Source organism: Pseudoxanthomonas sp. JC1303 (assembly GCF_058448525.1).
Genome location: NZ_CP185958.1, coordinates 3,524,779 through 3,546,911, shown reverse-complemented (window position 1 = coordinate 3,546,911; position 22,133 = coordinate 3,524,779). Strand labels below are relative to the sequence as shown.

Here is a 22,133-nt window from a genome sequence, read left to right as displayed (position 1 = left end):
CCGACTCCCGCTCTCAAGTGGACCTGTCCCACTGCATCGCCATCCCTGCGCGCTGGTCACGACTGCTTCGTCACCCGGCAGTTCTAGCGCCACTACTCAGCGAGTCGCACGCACCAATAGAAGCGCCCCGCACTGCGGGGCGTTTCGTGTCATCGGCAGATGGCGATAAGGAGCCCTGTCTCAGCGGACAACGCCCGGAGATCAGGCCTTGGCGAGCAACTTTTCCAGTTCGGCCTTGCCGACGCGGGCACCGTAGGCGGGGGTGCCATTTTCGTAGCGAAAGCCTTCATGCAGGTTACCGGCGTCCAGCACGTCAAAACCGAAAGATTCGATCAGCTCGGCCACCACGGCCTTGGCCGAGACATCGTCACCGACGATGGGCAAGGCGCGGCGTTCCGGATCGCCCTTGGGCCGGGCCGCCGTGCCGATCTCCTCGGCGTGGATGGAGTTGAAGGCCTTGACCACCTTCGACTGTGGCAGGTGATCAGCGGTCATCTCGCTGGTAGTGGTATCGCCACTGTCCAGCGCGGCAATCTGGCCGTCACGCTCGGGGTAGTAGTTCATGGTGTCAATGATCACTTTGCCGGCCAACGGCGCGACCGGCACGTCCTTCAAGTCCTTCAGCGGGATGGTGACCACCACCATCTCGCCCTGCTCAGCCGCCTCCTGCGCGGTAGCGGCGCTGGCCTTGGGGCCAAGTTCGCCAATCAAGCCAGACAAGGTCTCCGGCCCGCGCGAATTGGACATGATCACCTCGTGCCCGGCCTCGATGGCCTTGCGCGCCACGATGGAGCCGATGTTGCCGCTGCCGATGAATCCGATCTTCATGGGATGTCCTTTGGAACTAGATGAAAGTACCCACGATGATCCTCATCGCATCACGGCATCAGGGTGAAGAATTCGCTAGGCACCTTTCATCCGCGTGAACCGAAAGACATCACGCCGCCCCAGCTTGCAATGGTTCTCAAATCCACCATCAGCATCCGTCGCCAAGGTCACCGACTTAGAGATCCTCCACACTCGCTTGGCGAGGGATTCGTTTCGACCGCGGGGAAAGTAAGAGTCGCCCTGGATGCAAATGGCAACGTATGCCGTCCCATCGGTGGCCTAGTCAGGCTTCAACCCGCACCCGAACGGCAATCCTTCCTCGATCACAAACAGGCCGACCCAACTGTCAATTTCCAGCTCCGCTTCCACGTGAGAAAAGTCAGATCAAGGATCTAGCGCCCACTCCGCAGCATGCGTTCGCTCAGGATGTCCTAGTAGACGTGCCTGATGGGCCAAGTGACGGCGCAACGTCGAGATAGAACGGGCCGCTGCGCCGGTGTGCCAGCAGGAACACGATCACGTACGGTTCGGCAGGCGTGCAGGGTTGGGGCGTACTCACATCGTCGGCCCGCCACGTCCGCTCGGCGCGTCTTGCCGTGGCTGCAGATCCATGGCCAGTTGCTGCTCACGCTGCTGGCTGATGGCCTGCACGTTGTTCACGGTGTCCTGCAAAGGCTGCGCCTGGGCGGAAACATCGGAAACGCCACGCTGGCCCGCACCACTTCCCACAACCCAAAGCTGATCACCCGCCAGCATGACCGAGCTGACGTCACCGGCCTGGTAGATCTGGTTCTCCTTGGCGCCGAGCATGGCTTGGGCCACGTGTTCGTCGCTGACGTGCCCAGGCGTGGCACGGCGGATGTGCGCGAACAGGATCTGGTCCTCCATGGCCATCGTGGCAATGCCCTGTGCCTGTTCCGGCGTGCGCGGCATCGCCTGCGCCTTGTCCGCTACTGGGGCATTGAGCACCGTCTGCAGTTTGTCCTCGTAGACCTGCATCGACGGTTGCGTGGCCTTGGCCGGATCGATTCGGGCCAACACACGCGGCTCTTCCATGCCGATCTGGCGGATGCCTTCGATCATCCCATCCTCGCCCATTCGCACCTTGTTCAAATACAGCCGGCCTGCGGCACTTTCCACCAACAACGCCGCGGCGATTTTTTCGCTGTGCGGGCCAGAGGGCAGTTTGTTGTCAAACTCCATCCGGTGCACCTGGTCCAGCAGCTCCTTGTAGGTCCCGTTGCCCAAGTGGGAGGGATCACGAAAGCTCAGCCTGGCCGCCTCCTTCTCCTGTGCGTTCGTATGGGAGGGGCTTGGTGATACGGATGTTCGCGTAGGGGCATTCATCCCGGGCGCTGCAGCCGACGTGGCCGGAGCGGCGTCCACGCGCTGTCCCTGCTCGGGGACCGGTGCAGTGACCGAGACCGTGGTCTGCGTGGGCAACGCAGTCTGCGGGTTGCGGCCGTGCAGAATTTCCTGCCGCGCCTCATGGATCTGCGCACTGGTGGTGACCGCCACCTGGTGCGCGACGCCGTCCGCACCGGTTTGGTAATGGACGATGGGGCTGTCATAGCCGAACTGGCCATGGTCGTTACGCTGAAGTTGATCCATGGTAGGGCCACTGATCCCGTGTGTCGCGCGCGTGCGCTGCACCGCAAGATCGATCGCTTGCTGGGTCTCCGGATTGACGTTGAGATCCACCCCGGCGACCTGGTAGCGATGCAGCTGTTCGAACCGCTGTTGCTGTTCGGCGGTAGGCGCAGGCGCGGCTTGCAGCTGCGCCAGGCGCTGTGCATTGGCCTGCAGCACCGGCGCCCGCACCCGCTCGGTCAGCGCCAGCTCGAGCGCCATGTTGCCCTCGGCCCGACCGTCCGGACCCATCCAGCCGCCGTCCACCGCCTGCCGATATTGCCGATTGTCAGAACCGATGAGCGTATCGGTGCGCGCCTGCGCCTGCTGCACGGCCGCCGGAACCGGCGTGAAGTCCTGGGCACGCTGCGCCGCTGCGTGTTCCAGATAGGTTTGGGCAATGGCCCCGGGACTGTTGGCGATGTTGTGCTGGATCACACCCACCGCTTGCGCGTCCAGCGCCGCCTTGCGCTCGGGGGTGGCAACCTGGGTCTCGTACACACCAGCGTCGTTGGCTCCGCGCAGGCCTACCTTGACCGAGCGCGACCACTGATCGATTTGCGCGTTGTAGTTCCAGTCCGGGTTGTCGAGACGGCCTTCGTCCTTGTCTGCCGGAAGCTTGAACGGGTCTTGCGGTGCCGGCACCCTGCCCAGGGCCAGCTCCACCGCCCTGGCGTTGGCATAGGCGTTGAGCTCTCGTGATTTTTCATAGCTCGCGCCGATCCCGGAGCCCACTGGGTGGTGACTGGCATCGCTGGCCAGATCAATCCGCGCCTCACGGACCCACTCACGCCCGGTGAACTCCCAGTCCACCCCGGCCTTGTCGGTCTGGTGGTAGATCTTGTGGTTGTCGATCAGGTCCGCCCCCTTCTCGAAGGCTTTGCTGAACAACATCGCATCGGCCGCGACCGCCGCCACGGGCACGAATCCCGAGCCTCCCACCGCCGCCGTTGCGGCAGCCCCGCCCGCCCAACCGCCGAGGTTGCGTGCGATCGCGTGGTTGCGCTCGGAATCGGCGGCCGTGTCGTTCCCCTGGGCGGACAGCGCCTCGTAGCGTTGCCACGTCTGGTAGCCGTCGTAGATGGTCGCGCCAGCCGCCAACGCCGCGCCGGCCTGCCCGGCCAAGCGGATCAGGCGCTGGCCGCCCGTGGCGGGGCCGATTCCCGCGGCCTCCGCTGCACCGATGCGCAGAAGATTCTGCGCGGCCTGTGCGCTGCGTGCCTCGGGGACGGGGCCGATATGGACCGGCGTCGCCGGGCCACGCGGAAACTGATCGCCAAATGGCTTGGGGCCATCGACGGACGTCTCCATCGTCTGCACCTGACCTGGAATGGACGGCGACTGCGGTGCCAGCCGGGTGTTGACGCCCTCCGACAACGTGCGATCGACTTTGCGGTCCAGCTGATAGATCGGCATGCCCTCATGCGAGTTGTGCACGCGATTGAGGCGCGGCTCGTCAGGCTCGTGCACCTTCTCGAACATCGGCGCGCCCGGGCGCTGTGCATTGAGGTAGTCGGCCATCAGGTTGAAACTGCGCAGCGACAACCCGTCGCGGACATAGCTCCCGCCGATGTTCGAGTGCGCCCCAGCAGCCGCCACGTTGAGAAAGCGACCGTCCTCTGAAAAACCCAACGGCATGATCCGGTCGGACCTGAATTTCACCCGCTGCTCGTCCACTGCAGTGATCTGGAAGCCGGACACCACCGAAGGCGCGAGCCTGCGGTCGGCCAGCTCCTGCACGCCGGTGGAGACGGGGTCGAACAACCCGACCGCCTGTGGCGTCATCCCGGGAGCAGCGATGTGGCGGGTGTAGCTGATTTGCCCTTCGGCGTCGACCACGCGACTATCAAGATCGGCGATGCCGAGTTCGTGCACAGCGTTGGTGAAGATTGCGGCCTGGGTGGCACCCCGGCTGAATCCGACGCTGACGACGCGAATCTGGACCCCAGGATCTTGCTCAAGCCACGCGTTAGCTTGCTTTGTCAGGGAGTTATGCATCTCAGCCATACGCGCTTCGTAGGTATGACCCAGCGCACCATCAGCGGCTTTTACAAGCGTGTTGTCCTGGGTGCCTACGCCGGCAACGTAATGGAAAGCGATTTGCAAATCGCTGTTGCTTTGCAATCGTACTTGATCGCGAAATCGCGCAACATTCGTCGCATGAATCGGATCATTGTCCGCATCATTCCCAGTGCCATCGAAAAAAGCGTAGAAGATACGCTCGTGTGGATCAGCCCCATCTGCAAGTCGCGGCACCTCGAAGTGCGAGAGCTGCGCACTCGCCTCCTTGAACGTGTGCAGCCGGGCTTCGTCGGCAACGAACGAGGTGACATCGTCGTCCATGGGTGTGATGCGTTGCGGATCCTTCTCGCTCATGACGACACTCCTTGTCCGAGTTAGTACGTGCGGGTCCAGACCTCGATCAGATCTATCCGATGACAACTTCTTGGATTGCCGGGAATCTGCGGCTTCTTGGTCGTCACATGAGCTCGCGTGTAGACCGTCACCGTCCGATCATTGATTTCCATCAGCACGTCGATCGGGATCGGATCGATTGCATTGGCTGCCAGCCACCCCTCCGGAATGTCCTCTTTAGCGACGTTGTGGCGCACCAGCCGGTCCTTGAACAACGCACCGATATCGACCTCCGCATGGTGCTCGGTACCGTCCAAGCTGATCCAGTCGACCTGCGCCGGGGGGGGGAAGTTCTGGTCGACACTGGAGGTGCTTGTCCAGCGGTCCTTCCAATCGTTCCGTGGGGGCGGCCCAGAAGGCTCGAAATCGTAAGGACGCGCGAACTGATCGCGGTTGTAAATCACGCTGCACCGCAGTGTGTTGAAGCAGGCTGCATCGAAATTATGCCGCGTGAACTTCAACGGCCAAGGATCTTTGGAGCGAGAGGACAGGCCAAACATGGCGTTCTCCTTCCTGGAGGCGATGAGTGATGCTAAGCCAGTGCACGATGACGTGCCAGAGAGGGCTCGCGGCCTTCCACCCCAGCCACGCCGCTGCCCTGAGCGGTGGGACCTGCATAGAACACCCGCTCATGTGGGTCAACCACACCAACCAGCCGCGGCACCTCGAAGTGCGAGAGCTGCGCACTCGCCTCCCTGAAGGTGTGCAGCCGTGACTCGTCGGCAACGAACGAGGTGACATCGTCGTCCATGGGTGTGATGCGTTGCGGATCCTTCTCGCTCATGACAACGCTCCTTGTCCGAATCAGTATGTGTGGGTCCAGACCTCGATCAGATCTGTTCGATGGCAACTTCTTGGATTGCCAGGAATCTGCGGTTCTTTGGTCGTCACATGGGCTCGCGCGTAGATCGTCACCGTTCGATCATTGATTTCCATCAGCACATCGACAGGAATCGGATCGATCGCATTAGCTGCCAGCCAGCCCTCGGGAATATCCTCCTTCGGCACGTGATGGCGCACCAGGCGATCCTTGAACAAGGCGTCGACATCAATCTCGGCGTGGTGTTCGGTGCCGTCCAGACTGATCCAGTCGACTTGCGCCGGAGGGGGAAAGCCAGTGCCCACGCCGTAGCCTGATATCCAATCAGACCTCCAGTCGCCGTCGGGCTCGGGTCCTGGAGGCGTTTCACGCTCTCCATGGACGTGTCGGTCGTAGATGACGCGGTTGCGCAGTACGTCGTAAGCGCGCGCGCCGAAATTATGCCGCGTGAACTTCAACGGCCAAGGATCTTTGGAGCGAGAGGACAGGCCAAACATGGCGTTCTCCTTCCTGGAGGCGATGCGTGATGCTAAGCCAGCGCACGACGACGTGCCAGAGCGCGAAGCCTATCCCCTTCCGATCGCCGAGGGCGCGTCAGCTGCACAGGTGAACAGAAGATCAGGAGCGCGTTACCCGCCAGCCTAAATTCCCGAGCAACAAAGAAAAGGCCCCGCACAGCGGGGCCTTTTCCTCTTGACGCAATCGTCAGACTCAGCCCTTCTGCTGCTTCAGCCAGGCCTCGATCTGCGGCAGGCGCTCGGCGCGCAGCTTGATGCGGGTCTTGATGCCGGTGACCGCGGTTTCCGCATCGCGACGCGAGGTCGGCGCGATGTACTTGTCGGCGAAGGCGTTGAGCTTGTCGACCATCTTCAGGTCGGTCGAGCCGCTGGCCAGGCGCGGGTAGTAGCGCGAGATCGAGGTCGAGTCGACCAGCTTGTTCACCTGCTCGCGGTGGTCCACGGCAAAGTCGAACGCCATGTCCGGATGCTCGCGCGAGACACCGCCGATCATGCTGGCGCTGTTGGTGGCACCCGGCTCGTCGGTCAGCGCCATGTCCAGGGCCTTGCGCGCCAGGGCGTCGTCCTTGGCATAGGCCAGCAGGCTGTAGTACTGGTCGCGGACCATGGAGGAGGTTTCCTTCTGCGCCATCTGGTGCAGGGCCTCCCAGGTGGTCGCATCGGCATTGCGCGCCACGATGCCCAGCACCGTGCGGCGCAGGTCGGGCGAGAGCGAGGACGGATCGGCCTGGAAGGCGGCAAAGCGGCGACGCGCCTCGGCGATGACCTGCGCATCGCCCAGGCTGCTGAGGATGCCGATCAGGCTGCTGCGCAGCTGCTTGGTCCGCGCGGCATCCCCCTCGCGGTTGTCCCAACCCAACTGCTGGAACTTGGGCGAGAGCCGGCCGATGGCGTACTTGCGCCATGCCGCCTGCGCCTTGGGCTTGCCCTCGAACATATCGTCGATGCCGCCCAGCGTGCCGGCCACCTGCAGCCACAGGTCGTCGGAGGCCTTCAGCGGCACCTTGGCGGTCAGGTTGAGCATGTCCGATTCGGGCTGCAGGCCGATGGTCGCCAGCGCGCTGGTATCCATCATCACGCCCAGCTGGTCCACCACCGGCAGCGTATTGAAGCTGGCCGTCAGCGCCTTGAACTGCGCCGGCGCGTACAGCGTGCGGTAGTAGCCCTTCTGGCCGGCATTGACCAGCACCGGGCCGTCGCAGCCGGGAAGCTTGACCTGCGCGTCGCCATCGACCAGCACGCGCACTTCCTTGCCATCGGCGCCACGCAGGGCCACCGGCACGTGCCAGCGCAGCGGGGTCTTGTCGGGGCGATCGACCGTGTATTCGCCCTGCTCCAGGGTCACGGTGGTCTGCCCGCCCGCGCAGGTGGCGCTGGCCTTGATCAGCGGCACGCCCGGCTGCAGGGTGAAGTCATGCGCCACCTGGGTGAAGTCCTTGCCCGGGGCGGCCTTGTCCATCTCGGCCCACAGGTCGTCGGTCACCGCGTTGGCGTGCTCGTGCTTCTTGATGTAGCTGCGCACGCCGGCGCGCCAAGCGTCCGAGCCCACGTAGTCCTCCAGCATGCCGATCACCGCCGAGCCCTTGCCGTAGGTGATGCCGTCGAAGGCCTGGCTGGCCTGCTCCACCGTGGCCACGTGCTGCACCACCGGATGGGTGGTGGCGTAGGCGTCACGGCCCATCGCGCCACGGCTGGTGTAGGCCGCGTCGGTCTTGTCGATGTCCCATTCCGGATGCAGCTTGGCCGTGGTGCGCCCTTCCATCCAGGTGGCGAAGCCTTCGTTGAGCCACAGGTCGTCCCACCACGCCATGGTCACCAGGTCGCCGAACCACTGGTGGGCGATCTCGTGGGCGGCGGTGGTGAACACGCGCTGCTCGTCGTTGACGTTGGAGATGGCCGGGTCCAGCAGCAGCGAGTATTCGAAGGTGAAGATCGCGCCCCAGTTCTCCATCGCGCTGAAGAACTGGCTCTGCCCCGGCGCGGCGATGTTGTCCAGCTTGGGCAACGGATAGTCCACGCCGAAGTAATCGTTGTATTCCTTGAGCACGTCGCGGCCGGAATCCAACGCGAACTTGGCCTGGGACACCTTGCCCTTCTGCGCGATCACGCCGATCTCGGTGCCGTTGGGGCCCATGGTCGTGGCGCGCTCGAAGTCGCCCAGGCCGAAGAACAGCAGGTAGGTCGACATCTTGGGCGAGGTCTGGAAGACCACCTGCTTCATCCCGCCGGCCACGTCCTTGGACGAGGCGATGGGCATGTTGCTCACCGCCATCTGGTCGGCCGGCACCTCGACGGTCAGGTCGAAGGTCGCCTTGAAGTCCGGCTCATCCCAGGACGGGATGAAGCGGCGGGCGTCGGAGTTCTCGAACTGGGTGTACAGCGCGCGCTTCTGGCCGCTGTCGGTGGCGTAGTCCAGCGCGAACAGGCCATTGGCCTGGGTATTGATGATGCCGCTGTAGTCGATGGACAACGTGTACTGGCCCGGCGCCAGCGTCTTGTCGAAGGCGAAGGTCGCCGTCTGCGCATCGGCATCGGTGCTGACCTTGGCGGGCATTGGCTTGCTCTTGCCGGCGCTGAGCGTGCTGGTGCCGAAGGTCAGGTTGGCCGCCTGCAGGACGATGGTCTGGGTCGGCTGCAGCACCTGCACGTCGATCTTGACCTTGCCGTCGAAGGTCATCTTGTCCGCGTGCGGGGTGATCTGCACCGCGTAGTGGCTCGGCTTGGCCGTGCGCGGCAGCTGGGTGGTCACCTCGGCGGAAGACGCCGGGGTGGAAGAAGCAGGAGCGGCTTGGGCCAACGCGGCCACGCTCGTGCTGGCCAGGGCCAGGGCAATGGCGGTCACCAGGGTCTTGCGCATGCGAATCCTCGAAAATGAAGGGCGCCTCGAAGCGCCGACCGCCGATGATCCCCCGCCGCATCGGCAGCCGACACCGCCGGAAGTCATGGCCGGATCCTCCCGCCACCCCGCCTCACCCGTAGAGCGGAGCTCGCTCCGCTGTCCTCCGACCAGCGCGCGGAAAACTCACCCCGCGCGGGGAAAGCCCCAGCAGAGCAAGCTCTGCTCTACAAGGCCCGAAGCTCGCCGCAAATATTTCCCCGCCAACCCCGCCCCGTCGTAGCGCGCAGCTCGCTCCGCTGCACAGCCTTTCCGTAGAGCGGAGCTCGCTCCGCTGCCCTCCGACCAGCGCACGGAAATCCCCATCACCGCGCGAGGAACTCACCGGCCCTGGCGGCATCCAGCTTGCGAACAGGCTTATTCAGGCGATGCGTATCCCGCCTCACGCTGCGACCGGATCGCCAGGACAAGCGCCGTGCCGAGCGGCTCCAGATAGCGATACAGCGCCACATAACCCCGGGCGTCACGGCCAATCACCAGTTCCCGCAGCCCGTGCCCCGCAGGGCGGCCAATCAGGGGGTTGTCCGCGAGCACGTCCAGCGCGCTAATGATCTGGCTGACGCGGACTTCCCGCGCGTCGACCTCGTGCTGCTCCAGATGCGCGAGGATCCGGTCCAGATCGTCGAGGGCACCGGGCGTCAGTTGGACGCGCGACACCTCAGCGCACCTGCTTCCTCACAGAGGGCCGGGCGGCACGCGCTCCCGCCAAGCGGCGCGTCAGATAGTCGCGTGCCTGGTCCCACGGCACGCTGACGCCATCGGCCAGGAACTGCGCGTAACGCTGGTCCGCAACCGCATGGAATTCCGCACGCTGCTCGGCCAGCGCCGTCTTTTCGGCAATGGCCTCCAAAATAAAGCTGTGGGAAGTCGTGCCAGCCGCCTCGGCCGCCTGGGCCACGCGCGCCTTGAGTGCCTCCGGCAGGCGAATGGTGGTGGTGCTCATACAAGGCTCCGAGCCACGGAAAACCGAAATGTAGCACAGACGTGTCACACCCCAAGGCGGTCGCCACATGCCTGACCCCGCAATCAAGCCGCGTATCGCTCGACCCCGCCCCGCTCGACCCTGCTCTGCTCTACTCCTGTAGAGCGGAGCTCGCTCCGCTGCCCTCCGGCCAGCGCGCGGAAAACCTAACCCGCGCGGGGAAAGCCCCAGCAGAGCAAGCTCTGCTCTACAAGGCCCGAAGCTCGCCGCAAATATTTCCCCGCCAACCCCGCCCCGTCGTAGCGCGCAGCTCGCTCCGCTGCACAGCCTTTCCGTAGAGGGGAGCTCGCTCCGCTGCCCTCTGGCCAGCCTGCAGAAGACCCAAAGCAGCCAGGGGGCGAGAAACCTCGCCACCCGGGCTGCTTTTCTCGCCACGCACCAGCACCGCGCATGGCACGTTGAGGCATCGCAGTGACGCGATGCCTCAACACACGGCCAACAACGCGCTCAGTGCAGCCGCGCCCCCACCCCATAAACGGCACGCGGTTCACGCACGCGACCGAGCGGCGCCCGCTCCCGGAGGCACTGCGACGCCACAGCCTCCAGCACCGCGCGCACTTCCAGGCCGGCATCGAAGACGGTATGCCCCATCTGCGCCAACGTGCCGTCGGCGTACTCGGCCATGTCGCTGGCGGCCACCACGTCCCCGTGCGCCGTGATCGCGTGGACCAGCCGGTTGAGCGTGTCAATCTGGTCCAGGGTGACGCCAAAAAGGAAATCGCCCGCTTCCGCATCGCCCTCTTCCTCGGCTTCCGCGTCGTCGTCATCTTCATCCTCATCCGAAGCGACTTCATACGCGATCGTGTCGGAAGTCTCCGCCTGCGACGCTGGCGGGGGCATTTCGCCCAGCACCCGGTCCAACTGGTCGGCAAGCCATTGCAGGGAACCCGCAAGTTCGCCGCCACCTCCATCCGCCAATCCATCGCCCGCGCCGTCCTCGGCGCGTCGCTGGGCCAGCCCTGCCAGCAATCTGAGATGCGCGCTCAGCCGTACCAGCGGGAGCCGGCCTTCCTGATCCAACAGCGCCTGCGCGTCATGAAGTCCATGCGTTTCGTGCGTTGACATCGGTGCCTCCTCATTCCATGAAGTGACCGCCCGCCGGAATGGCGGACGGGAAGTCGGGAGGCTCGAAACCGCTTACAGCCGGCGGGCGTATTCCCCTTGCGGGTGTTGTATTAGCCGCCCTCCCGACGCAGAGCATCACGTCGGTTGCGCCTACAAAGTTTGCAGGCACAAAAAACCCACCGGTTTGTCGGAGGTGGGTACCGCTGTAAGCGGAGTTTCGAGGCTCCGTGCAGAAAGATTGCTACCGAAAAATTTCTACGTCAAGCATGGATAACGAACGCCGCTGCGAGCTGGAAAACGCATCATTGGCCAGCGACAACGAGGTTTCCCCGTCGGAGCTCAACCAACTCGTTGCCATCAGCCCGTACCCCGCACACTGCAGATTCAATTGAACAAGAAAGCTGCCTGTGACTTTGTCACCGCACTGTTACCCGTCGGGACAAGTCCATGATCGCGCATCCAACCAAGCCACTTACCTAAGATGTCCGGCGTGAAGCGCTCCTTCGCCTCATGCCAGTTGCCGCGAAACTCGTTGATCAACCACTCGTCATTGGGATCAAGCCCCCCGGCAAGCGCATCGTTCCAGACCGCGTATAGCGTTGCGACGACCTCCAGATCGTCCGTCTTACGCCCTTCGAATAGCGCGATAAGGCGATCCAACTCCTTCCGACCAGCGCCGAGTGCGGCAGCCGCCATTTCGACAGAGCGACTGATGTTCGCCCCGATGTGATAGGAGACCTTTTCCTGCCCCGATTTGAGCACCTCGATCGAGGTCGAATACAGCCCTTCTTTGGCGGCACGCTCCTCCACTCGATAAATCGTCGTATCGAGCGGACCAGCAGCATGGCGACGATATCCATCCATCAAACCCAAGCCAAGATGGGAATCCGCCAAAAACAGCATCTTCATATGTGCCACGCGCCCAAAGGTGCGTTGTGGCGCGAGCTTTGAAATGAGGTAAGCGCTGAAGTCAACAACCTCGGCGCCTGACTTCTTTTCACTACTTAAAACTTGGCCAATCAATGCATTGGCCAAGTGCTCATGCAATTGACGGGCTTCGCTGAAGCGGGATTTGAGCTGGTCGCAAAGCGCAATCAGTTGATCGACTTTGGCAACGATGCGGTGCTGTTCGGCGAGGGGAGGGAGGCGTATTGGCGCCTCCAGCACATCCTCACGTGAAATGCCTGGTATCGCTATTCCTATGGACTTTCCTTTAAAATGCTTTGCCATTGAGAGCAGCAAATATCTTGTGTACTTATTATCAAGTAAAATTGGGCGAATCGCCATTAGCTGCCGGCTAATCGCGATTTCTTCCTGATCAACAAAGTTTGTTTTACCAATTCCAGAGCCTTTTACTGTCAGCAGTATGTCTCCTCGGCTCGAAGTAGCTCGCCGCTCATTAGTGAAGCGCGTGGGCTGCGGGTGGACTTTGCCAAACTCAGCTGGGCCTGTGAGATACGGAATAGCCCCATTCTCTGGGGAGTCAAAGTACTCCTCTGGGCCTAGGTGTTGTCCAGAAATCAACTCAATGAGCTGGCCGAATCGAACCGACTCCCAGCCATTTCTCAAATTTAGCAAACGCTCATCTGCGTCGATCTGTACCAAAGCTTTCTGCTTTTTTTTACTTCCCGCTGATACCAGTTTCGCTTTTTCCTCCGCAATCCGCTTCATCAACTCGACCGCTGGTTCATCAGTAGGATCTTGCGGCACCAGCTTGCCTATCACCGCCAGTTGCAGCAGGGTTTGCTTGAGGGCGTCGATGCTGGGTTCGGTGGTGAACAGGGTGTGGAAGTGTTCGGCCAGGCGCTGCCAGCTTTGCGCAAAGTCCTCGGCATCGCGGGCCTGGGTCAGGCTCTCCAGCAGCGCCTGCACCAGTTGGGCATGGGCGCTGTCGGCATCGGCTTGCCGGGCGTCCAGCCGGTCGCACAAGGCCATCAGTTCATCGACTTTGGCGACGATACGGTGTTGTTCGGCAAGAGGAGGAGCAACCAAGGTCAGTGCTTCTAACTTACCTTTTGTGACATGCTGCAAACCTACTCCTCCATGAGCCTTTGCAATCAGCTCATCAAGACGAGTATTAATTGCAAGAATTAGAAAACGATCAAAAAAAGCATCACCCTTTTGAAGGCAGGAGAAAATGTGCTGATTAAGTGCAGCCCTCCCCCTATGCCATATAAAAGCACCAAATGATGTACCTGGAGTCCCAGACCAACTTATTAAAATAGTTCCCGTGTCGATAACATGTCGATCATCGACACTAGACTCCTCGCAGTAGTTAAACGGAGCATCCATTCTATTGAGGTTCTGGATGCGCACGATGGGTAGGCCAACGTCCTTCCAGTCTGAAGGTTTGAATGCTCTTCCATTTATCATTTCCAGAGAATCGCCAAGTCGAACCCAGTCCCAACTAGTGGGCACATGGAAAGGAGCATCTTCTTCGCTAATCTCACCCAGCACCTTTTGTTTCTTGATCCGCCCCTCCGCCACCAACCGAGCCTTTTCCTCAGCAATCTGCTTAAGCAACTTACTGGCCGGCTCATCATTCGGATCTTGCGGCACCAGCTTGCCACGCACCGCCAGCTCCAGAATCAGCTCGCGCAACTTCTTGATGCCATTGGGCGCGCCGGTCAGCAGCGGCAGATTGTCGGTAAGCAGCGCCGTCATACCCGGCGCTCCAGCGCTTCGGCCAGCACCGCCTTGAGCTGGTCACGCAGCTCGCCAATCTCGCCTTGCAGGGCGGCATAACTGCGCAGCAGCTCATCCGGGTCGTGGCTGATCTGCTCGCCCACATGCGGGTTCTTGCTGTCGAGGTTCCAGTTGCGGCTTTGCAGTTCGTCGAAGCTGACCTTCCAGGCGAACTCATTTTCCTGGCGAGCAGCAAAGCCATCGGCCTCGCTGCCCCACCAAGCTTCCTCGATGGTGAACTCCTCGACGCGCATGGGCTTGGTCTTGGAGTAACTTTTGTAACCAGCCGGGTACTGGTGCTCGTAGAACCATACGTCCTTGGTGGGCGTACCCTTGGTGAAGAACAGCAGATTGGTCTTGATGCCGGTGTAGGGGTTGAACACGCCGTTGGGCAGGCGAACGATGGTGTGCAGGTTGCACTCGGTGAGCAGCTTTTCCTTGATGCGGCTCTTGATGCCCTCACCGAAGAGGAAGCCATCGGGCAGCACCACGGCGGCGCGGCCACCGTCCTTGAGCAGGTGCATGATCAGCACAAGGAACAGGTCGGCGGTTTCGCGGGTGCGGAAGGCGGCGGGGAAGTTGCTTTCGATGCCGTCTTCTTCCATGCCGCCAAACGGTGGGTTGGCGACGATGCAGTCGACCCGCTCACCCGGCCCCCAGCTGATCAGCGGGCGCGCCAGCGTGTTGTCGTGCTTGATCTGGCTGGGCACCTCGATGCCGTGCAGCACCATGTTGGTAGTGGCCAGCAGGTGCGGCAGCGGCTTCTTCTCCACGCCGAAGATGCTGGCCTGCAGGACGGCCTCGTCCTCGGCGGTGCGCACATAGCGCTGGCGCTTGTGTTCGATGGCACAGGTGAGGAAGCCGCCGGTGCCACAGGCCGGGTCCATGAGCTTTTCATGCAGCTTGGGGTCGACCATGCGCACCATGAATTCTGTAACCGGGCGCGGTGTATAGAACTCGCCTGCGTTGCCGGCGCTCTGCAGGTCGCGCAACAGCTGCTCGTACATGTCGCCGAAGGCATGGCGCTCCTGCGCCTTGTTGAAGTCCACACCGCTCTGGATCTTGTTGAGCACCTGGCGGATCAGCTGCCCGGACTTCATGTAGTTGTAGGCGTCCTGGAACACATCGCGCACGACAAAGCCCAGGGGCTTGCTGTGGCGCGGTGTCAGATCGCGCAGATCGGGAAACAGGTCGATATCGATGAAGCTTTTCAGCTCATCACCGGTGATCCCTTCCGGATCGGCCGCCCAGTTGCGCCAACGCAGCCGCTGCGGCAACGGCGAACGGTAGTCCTCTTGGATGAGCTCCCATTCCTGCTCACGGTCATCGAGAATCTTGAGGAACAACATCCACACCAGCTGGCCGATGCGCTGGGCGTCTCCGTCGACGCCGGAGTCCTTGCGCATGATGTCCTGGATGGACTTGATGGTACTGCTGATCGACATCGTGTTACCTGTTGAAGGATGCAAGTGCGTCCAGCCGCGTGAAGATCAACTCCTCGCGCTGGCGGTTGTTGTTGGAAGTAGCCTGAACGGCATAGTTGAAGTCGCGGTGGCGCAGGAGTTCGGCGATCCCCTGTGCGATATCCAACTGCAATGCCGTTGACGCCTGCGCGACCTCATCGCACAGGCTGGCGCGGCCATCCACGACATTGAGGATGTCCTCGACATCCCGGCTGGCCAATGGATCACGGTTGCCGCGCCCCCGGTAGGCCTCCAGCTTGGTGCCCAGAAAGTAGGCTGGAGCGACCACGCGGATCGTCACACCGGTCGGCAGGGCGTGATCGTACGCCTCACGCAGCGCATCGGCATACCAGCGATTGCTGAATCCGAGGACGGCAGCGTCATCAGGCATGAAATCGACGATCAGCTCGCTGGCATGTTGATCGCGCAGGCGGGTACGGCAGACGACGTCGTCATTGGGCGAGGTGCGAAAGCCCTTACCGGCCAGCACCTGCTGCAGGCGGTACCAACTGCCCAGGCCCATGACGTGCACGATCAAGTCGACGTCTTCGGTGAAGCGAACAGCTTCCCGGCTTACCGCGTCTGTCATTAGCAGACCGGTGGTGCAGCCGCCGACGAAGGCGACTTCCGGCAGCAGATCCGGCCCAAGCGCTTCGGCCACGCGTGCCAGCATGTGCTGCTGGATATCCCAATTTCTAGGCGTGCCCATCACGGCACCTCCCGCAGGTATTGGGTCAGCACACTGCCGGCAAGCGCCGACTCACGCTCACGCCCCAGCCGGATCGCGTCCACCAACGCCAGCATGGCGTACAGCTCCGCATCGCGACGTACGGCACGCGGCACGCTCTTGTATAGCGGCTCCACGCGCTGGCCCTGCTCGCTGCCGTAGCCGTCCTCCCAGACGTAGATGTGTTCGCCTGCGGACAACAGGCGATCGACCAGCACCGGCGCGGCGTGTGCCGTGGGAATGCCTCGGACGATCGGGCCCGGGCGCGCCGGGAACACATACTTCAGCCCATTCATCACAAAGCCCAGCAGGGCGCGCGTGTTGGCGCGCGGGATGCCGCTGCCGCGCTCGGCCAGGACCAGCCCCACGTCGGCGCAACGCCGGAGCGCCTGACTGACTTCCGATTTGCTGATGCCGGTGGACTCCTCAAGGCCGCGCACGGAGAACGCGTCTTCGGCCAAGCCGCTCGTCCCCCCATCCTCCTGAGCCGCCGACATGGCCCAGCCGCGCCAGTCATCGGGAATGCCGAGCGCTGCTTTCTCGCCGCCTACAGGGACCGATTGCTGGCGCTCAAGGCTGACCAGCTTCAGCAAGAGCAGGATGTCTTGACTTTTCATGAGTAACGGAAATGTCCCGTCCCCCGTCCTGAAACAGAGGACAAGAATACTATGAAACGCACGTCAGGCAACGTCCGCACTGCTGTATAGCTGGCTTTCCAGGTCCAGGATGGCCCGTTGGTAATTCGTCTTGCCGCCAAAGGCCGCCACAAGTTCGACCGGTGCTCCAAGGGTACGAAACGGGTCAAGCTGCAGGATCCTGATGTCCTCGATGTGCTCCACCCCGGTGTCGGCGTACTTGTCCAACAAGCCTTCGAGTACCTGCCGCGCCTTGCCCTGATACCTGGCGAAGTAATTGCGCTTGCGCACACCCTCCGCCCGCTCGCTGCGCGACAGCGGCGGTTGATCAAAGGCCACGTGACAGATTAGGTCGAACGGATCGAGCGACTGGCCGAGTTTCTTCTCGACCTCGCCGGCCAGCTCTTCCCATAACACGCCCTGTGTGGCTAGCTCATCGATGATGGCCTTCTTCTGCTGCGCATCGCTCCAGCGCCGCAGGAAGTCATCAAGCGATGCGAACTGGCGCAGGACGCGCTCACGGGTGTAATCGCGCAGCGACTCGGTGATGAGCTTGCCATCGGATCCGTAATACAGGACGCGCTCGGCCACGACCGATACCGGCAATTTGTCGATGACGTATTTGATGCGCTTCGGCCCATCCTCACCTCCGGTGGTGACGTCATCACCGCCATCTGGAGGATCGCCGACCACACCGCCGTCGCCACCCTCGCCGCCCCCGATCTCAGGCGGTACCGGACTGTCATTGGGCGATGGGTTGTAGATCACCTCCGGGTCTCCATCGAATGATGGATCAGCGAACAGTTCGGTTGCCTTCTTGAAATCCATGATGGTGAACCAGTACTTGCCGTAGTCCTCATTGATACGCGTCCCGCGACCGATGATCTGCTTGAACTCGGTCATCGACCTGATGTGCTGGTCCAGCACGATGAGCTTGCAGGTTTGCGCGTCAACGCCGGTCGTCATCAGCTTGCTGGTGGTGGCGATGACGGGGTAGCGCATTTCCGGATTGATGAAATTGTCGAGCTCGGCTTTTCCCTCGTTGTCATCGCCGGTGATGCGCATGACGTACTTGCGATTTTCCGCAACACGCTGCGGATTGAGATTCACCAAGGCCTGGCGCATACGCTCGGCATGATCGATGTCGTCACAGAAAACAATGGTCTTCTGGAATGGACCGGTGGCAGTGAGGAATTCGGTGACTTTCTGAGCGACCAGATACGTCCGCGCTTCGACCACAAGCTGGCGATCCATATCCCGCAGGTTGTAGATACGATCTTCGATCAACTCGCCGTTTTTGTCGCGCATCCCTTTAGGTGGCCGCCAGCCCTGCAGATCGACATCGAAGTCGATGCGCACCACTTTGTACGGTGCCAGGAAGCCATCATCAATGCCCTGCTTCAGCGTGTAGCTGTAGACGGGCTCTCCAAAGTAAGTACTGCTGGAGACTTCCTTGGTCTCCTTTGGCGTTGCGGTCAGGCCGATATGCGTGGCACCAGAGAAATACTCCAGGATCTCCCGCCACGCAGAATCCCCAGCCGCGCTGCCACGATGGCATTCATCGATGACGACAAGGTCAAAGAATTCCCGAGAGAACTGCTTGTAGATGTTCTTGACGTCCTCTACGCCGGTCACCGCCTGGTACAGGGACAGGTAGATTTCGTAAGACGTATCGATCTGGCGCTTGGTGATCTTGGTCATCGCCGTACCGAACGGCTTGAAATCGTTGTTTTTTGTCTGATCGACCAAGATGTTGCGATCAGCCAGGAACAGGATGCGCTTCTTCTGGCGCGACTTCCAAAGCCGCCAGATGATCTGGAAAGCGGTATAGGTTTTGCCGGTTCCGGTGGCCATCACCAGCAGGATGCGGTTTTGACCATTGGCCACAGCTTCGATCGTTCGATTGATCGCATTGATCTGGTAGTAGCGCGGCGAGCGACTGCTGCCATCATCGTAATACGGGGACTCGACCACCTGTCGCGCGTCCTCACCAAGCCCCTTCCAGAGGCAATAGCGACGCCACAGTTCCTCTGGCGAGGGAAACTGATCCAACGTCAGTTCGGATTCGACCTTGTCGCCGGTTGCGGTTCTATCGTGGAAAAGGAATCCGTCGCCATTGCTTGAGAACACAAACGGAACATCCAGCGCATCTGCATATCCCAGCGCCTGTTGCATACCGGAACCAACGGCGTGCCTATTGTCCTTTGCCTCGATCACGGCCAAAGGAAGATTGGCGCGGTGGTACAGCACGAAGTCGGCACGACGCGCCAACCCTCGGCTGTGCAGCTTGCCGCGAACGACAACGCGCCCCTTGGTAAAAGCGACTTCTTCGCGCACCTGGATATCCATATCCCAGCCCGCAGTGACGATTGAAGGAATGATGAACTTCGTGCAGATATCGCGCTCGGTTAACGACGACTTTTCCATCCAATCCCCCTTATCTCCAGCTTCCCGTAATTGGCGACGCGCCCCGGGCACAGGCGCCATTTATCGATTGACTCGCCGCCTAATGATAGTCGTCTTCACGCTGATGCCTGACCGCCAGGACGGTCACCATCGCGCTGTTTTCGATCTCGAACAGCAGCACGTACCCCGCACTGCCAAAGCCGATCACAAGCTCTCGCAAGAACGGATCCGCCGTGGCCTTGCGACAGCTCATCGGTGCGAACTCGAGAAGGGCGACGCCCTCGCGCAGGGCCTGCAGGGCCCGTTCGGCAACCGAGTCATCCCCCGCCGCATGCTGCAGCCACCAGTTGTACAAGCGCTCCAGATCCTGCTGCGCTTCTTCCGTAAAGCGAACGGTGAATGCCACCCGACCTATTCCTTTCGCGCGCGATCCAACTTGGCTTGCAGTCCGTCCAACACATCCTGTGCATCGATGTAGCGCCCTGTCCGGCGCGCCTCGTCACGCGACGCCAGTCCTCTGGCGATGAACTCGGCCTGGTGACGGCGACGCCGCACCTCATCGCGCAGCGACTGCTCCATCAGCCCGGACAGACTCTCGCCCTTCTGCAGCACCGATTCGGCGGCTTCACGCAGTTCCGGCTCGACCCGCAGGGACGGCAGCGACGCGGTTTTCATCCCACACCTCATGCGTTGCAATTGCGATGCATGGTCGCAGGGGATGCACAGGCGTTCAAGTGCCGCAACCGAAGTTCGCTGTTCGCGAATGCCGAATTTGTTACCGCCCAGAAACACCAAACCCCGCTTGCGCGGGGCTTGGTATGGGCAAAGGCGCTGAAAGGCTCCTCACCCCCGCCCTCCCCCGCACGCGGGAGAGGGATCACAACGTGCGATCAGGCAAACGGATCCTGCAGCACCATCGTGTGGTCGCGGTCCGGGCCGGTGGAGACGATGCTGATCGGGCAGCCGGCCAGTTCTTCCAGGGCGCGCAGGTAGGCGCGGGCGGCGGCGGGCAGGTCGTCCCAGTGGGTGATGCCATGGGTGTTCTCGCTCCAGCCGGGGAACTCCAGGTACACCGGGGTGCATTCTTCCCAACCCTGCGCGTCCAGCGGGGCGCACTCGGTGCGCTTGCCGCGGTATTCGTAGGCGATGCAGACCTTGAGCTTTTCCATGCCGTCCAGCACGTCCAGCTTGGTGATGCACAGGCCGGAGATGCCGTTGATGGCCACCGCGCGCCTGAGGGCAAGGCTTCAGGGCCATAGGCCGATCCACCGTGTGACCATTGCGGACATCGGTCAAAGACCGCCGGCTTGCGTCAAGACAGCATAGGCCCTCTTGGACTCACGGCCGTCAGCTCGGGAGCGAGCTGCTGTTCCTTTGCCATTACCTGCTGCTGCGCCTGATTGGCGGCCTGCACCATCGCATCGGACTGGGCGATCGGCGTGTTCATGGCTTCGGCGATATTGACGTGGACGCGCAGGTGGGCGGGGTCACCAAGCTTCCCCTGCACCACGAACATGTTGTCGGCACCGGATACCACATGGTCGGCACGCTGAATCGCACTCATCCCGTTCGCGATGTCTTCGGCGCCACCCTTGCAAGCCGCCAAAAGACTGCGACTCAAGCGCTCGCTGGCTTCGTCGTAGGTGCGCCCGACGCGCGTATCTTCGCGACCGACGCCTGAGCGGATCTGCTCCAGCAGGGCATGGTCCGGGTGTCCGGGATGATCTGGACTGGAGGTTGCAGGATTGGCCGGCGCATCACGCTCGCTCTGTTCCGGGGATGCTCCACGCACCCGCACCGCTTCGGTCTGCACAGGCCGCAGCGGCTGGGCAGCCGGATCGAGATGGAGCAAGCGCCTTGAGTCGCCGTCCACACGAAGGTTGAGGTCAGTGGTGCCATCGGGATGATCGACGCGGCTCAGCTGGGAGCGCTCGACATCGCGCCACACGTCCGCCACCCATGCCTTGCCATGTCCGCGTCCATCCAACACCACGAAATCATCTCCTGCCGCATAGAGATTAGTGGACTGTGGGCGGCGATGACCGCGCGAATCCACGCTGGCATGGCCAAACGTGCCGCCTTGATTCAATGCATCGATAAAGGCAGGTGCCTCGCCCTTCTGGAGGAACAGGGTTTTGACTGTCGCGTATTCGAAGCCAAAGTCCGCGCTCCCGGGTGCTGCCCCGGCAAGCGCGGGATTGGTCAACGGATCCGAGACGACGTCCTGCCAAGGTTGATAAAGCGGACTTTGCTCATTGGCGTTGCGCAATTTGTTGAAGACTTCCGTACCCTCCAGCGCGTGTGCGACGCCGGTTTCGACGTAGTCAGGATCGGAATGCGAACGACCGCCACGGTTCGGAAGCAGGTTGTTGATGGAAGTCTGTACACCGTCGACGCTGCCGATACTGCCGTCGTTGAGCCCGCGGATGATGCGCGGGTAGTAACCCTGCCCCGCCTGGTTTTCCAGCTTCATGATCATCGTCGCCAGCCTAGCCTGATCATCCAGCGTGGATTGCTGATACAGCGAGGTGTCTTTGAGCTGATCGACGGCGCCCCCGACCCGCATCAATCGATCCACCTGGGCGACGTCGCGTTCATGGACATAGGTAATGCCGGCGTCCGAGGCCAGGAACTGGTCGAGATGCGATTTGACGACCGGATCCAGTGCCCTGCCATGCTGGGCCGTGATGGTATGGCCACTGCGTCCCAGATCGCTTGCGGTCTGCGCTTGCTGGTCAGCCGTCAGGGTCCAGTCCGGATGCGCTTGTCTGGCCCAGTCCTGATAGGCCGCCACCAGCGTGGTGGCAACCTCCGGATGCTGCCCCAGGTCGGTTTGCAAGGTGCCGATGGAATATCCGCTGTTGCCAATCGGATGCATCACGCCACCACTGACACGTCCCGCGAATGAGAGCCGATTGGATACGTCGCGCCCGCCAACGCTGCCTTCGGAGCCGACGCCTACCGCGAAATATGCCAAGGTTCGAAGTTCGTCATCGGTCAGTTCTGTCGTTGACGATGGGGATGCTTCGGGGTTGTCTTCCATGACGTTCACCTTTCCTCATTG

The 22,133-nt window shown here is 61.9% G+C and carries 17 protein-coding genes and 1 pseudogene; all 18 read right to left on the bottom strand.

Annotation, left to right across the window (positions count from 1 at the left end; all coding sequences use genetic code 11):
- Positions 1 to 201: 201 nt before the first annotated feature.
- The 18 genes and pseudogenes from ACORQU_RS15985 to ACORQU_RS15900 all read right to left on the bottom strand — a co-directional run bounded on the left by ACORQU_RS15985 (position 202) and on the right by ACORQU_RS15900 (position 22,112).
- Complete coding sequence (locus ACORQU_RS15985; RefSeq protein WP_491642059.1) at positions 202 to 828, bottom strand: NADPH-dependent F420 reductase; 627 nt, start codon at positions 826 to 828, stop codon at positions 202 to 204.
- A 555-nt stretch (positions 829 to 1,383) separates the two neighbouring features.
- Positions 1,384 to 4,833 (bottom strand): phospholipase effector Tle1 domain-containing protein, encoded by a 3,450-nt coding sequence (locus ACORQU_RS15980; RefSeq protein WP_491642058.1) that lies wholly within the window; start codon positions 4,831 to 4,833, stop codon positions 1,384 to 1,386.
- 20 nt (positions 4,834 to 4,853) lie between these two features.
- Positions 4,854 to 5,372 (bottom strand): hypothetical protein, encoded by a 519-nt coding sequence (locus ACORQU_RS15975; protein WP_491642057.1) that lies wholly within the window; start codon positions 5,370 to 5,372, stop codon positions 4,854 to 4,856.
- A 32-nt stretch (positions 5,373 to 5,404) separates the two neighbouring features.
- On the bottom strand, positions 5,405 to 5,656 hold the full coding sequence (locus tag ACORQU_RS15970) for a hypothetical protein (RefSeq protein WP_491642055.1): 252 nt from the start codon (positions 5,654 to 5,656) through the stop codon (positions 5,405 to 5,407).
- 20 nt (positions 5,657 to 5,676) lie between these two features.
- Positions 5,677 to 6,189 carry a hypothetical protein gene (locus tag ACORQU_RS15965; RefSeq protein WP_491642054.1) on the bottom strand — a complete coding sequence of 171 codons (513 nt, stop codon included), beginning with the start codon at positions 6,187 to 6,189 and terminating at the stop codon, positions 5,677 to 5,679.
- Between the two features lie 214 nt (positions 6,190 to 6,403).
- Positions 6,404 to 9,067 (bottom strand): M1 family metallopeptidase, encoded by a 2,664-nt coding sequence (locus ACORQU_RS15960; RefSeq protein WP_491642053.1) that lies wholly within the window; start codon positions 9,065 to 9,067, stop codon positions 6,404 to 6,406.
- Between the two features lie 396 nt (positions 9,068 to 9,463).
- Positions 9,464 to 9,763 (bottom strand): type II toxin-antitoxin system RelE/ParE family toxin, encoded by a 300-nt coding sequence (locus ACORQU_RS15955; protein ID WP_491642052.1) that lies wholly within the window; start codon positions 9,761 to 9,763, stop codon positions 9,464 to 9,466.
- Between the two features lies 1 nt (position 9,764).
- On the bottom strand, positions 9,765 to 10,049 hold the full coding sequence (locus ACORQU_RS15950) for a CopG family transcriptional regulator (RefSeq protein WP_491642051.1): 285 nt from the start codon (positions 10,047 to 10,049) through the stop codon (positions 9,765 to 9,767).
- A gap of 486 nt (positions 10,050 to 10,535) precedes the next feature.
- On the bottom strand, positions 10,536 to 11,153 hold the full coding sequence (locus ACORQU_RS15945; protein ID WP_491642050.1) for an XAC0095 family protein: 618 nt from the start codon (positions 11,151 to 11,153) through the stop codon (positions 10,536 to 10,538).
- Between the two features lie 384 nt (positions 11,154 to 11,537).
- Positions 11,538 to 13,817 (bottom strand): restriction endonuclease subunit S, encoded by a 2,280-nt coding sequence (locus ACORQU_RS15940; protein WP_491642049.1) that lies wholly within the window; start codon positions 13,815 to 13,817, stop codon positions 11,538 to 11,540.
- Complete coding sequence (locus ACORQU_RS15935) at positions 13,814 to 15,283, bottom strand: type I restriction-modification system subunit M (RefSeq protein WP_491642048.1); 1,470 nt, start codon at positions 15,281 to 15,283, stop codon at positions 13,814 to 13,816. The genes ACORQU_RS15940 and ACORQU_RS15935 overlap by 4 nt, the downstream gene beginning before the upstream one ends.
- A gap of 4 nt (positions 15,284 to 15,287) precedes the next feature.
- Complete coding sequence (locus tag ACORQU_RS15930; protein WP_456360004.1) at positions 15,288 to 15,974, bottom strand: nucleotidyl transferase AbiEii/AbiGii toxin family protein; 687 nt, start codon at positions 15,972 to 15,974, stop codon at positions 15,288 to 15,290.
- Between the two features lie 35 nt (positions 15,975 to 16,009).
- Positions 16,010 to 16,645 (bottom strand): transcriptional regulator, encoded by a 636-nt coding sequence (locus tag ACORQU_RS15925; protein WP_491642047.1) that lies wholly within the window; start codon positions 16,643 to 16,645, stop codon positions 16,010 to 16,012.
- Positions 16,646 to 16,708: 63 nt separating this feature from the next.
- Positions 16,709 to 19,090, bottom strand: coding sequence for an EcoAI/FtnUII family type I restriction enzme subunit R (hsdR, locus tag ACORQU_RS15920; RefSeq protein ID WP_491642046.1), 2,382 nt, complete (start codon positions 19,088 to 19,090; stop codon positions 16,709 to 16,711).
- A 79-nt stretch (positions 19,091 to 19,169) separates the two neighbouring features.
- Positions 19,170 to 19,475 carry a type II toxin-antitoxin system RelE/ParE family toxin gene (locus ACORQU_RS15915; protein WP_491642045.1) on the bottom strand — a complete coding sequence of 102 codons (306 nt, stop codon included), beginning with the start codon at positions 19,473 to 19,475 and terminating at the stop codon, positions 19,170 to 19,172.
- Positions 19,476 to 19,480: 5 nt separating this feature from the next.
- Entirely contained in the window at positions 19,481 to 19,744 is a 264-nt protein-coding gene (locus ACORQU_RS15910; protein WP_491642044.1) for a YlcI/YnfO family protein, read from the bottom strand.
- Between the two features lie 215 nt (positions 19,745 to 19,959).
- Positions 19,960 to 20,313 (bottom strand): annotated as a pseudogene (locus ACORQU_RS15905) (adenylosuccinate synthetase); the annotation flags it as partial.
- Between the two features lie 68 nt (positions 20,314 to 20,381).
- Entirely contained in the window at positions 20,382 to 22,112 is a 1,731-nt protein-coding gene (locus tag ACORQU_RS15900) for an XVIPCD domain-containing protein (RefSeq protein WP_491642043.1), read from the bottom strand.
- Positions 22,113 to 22,133: the final 21 nt, after the last annotated feature.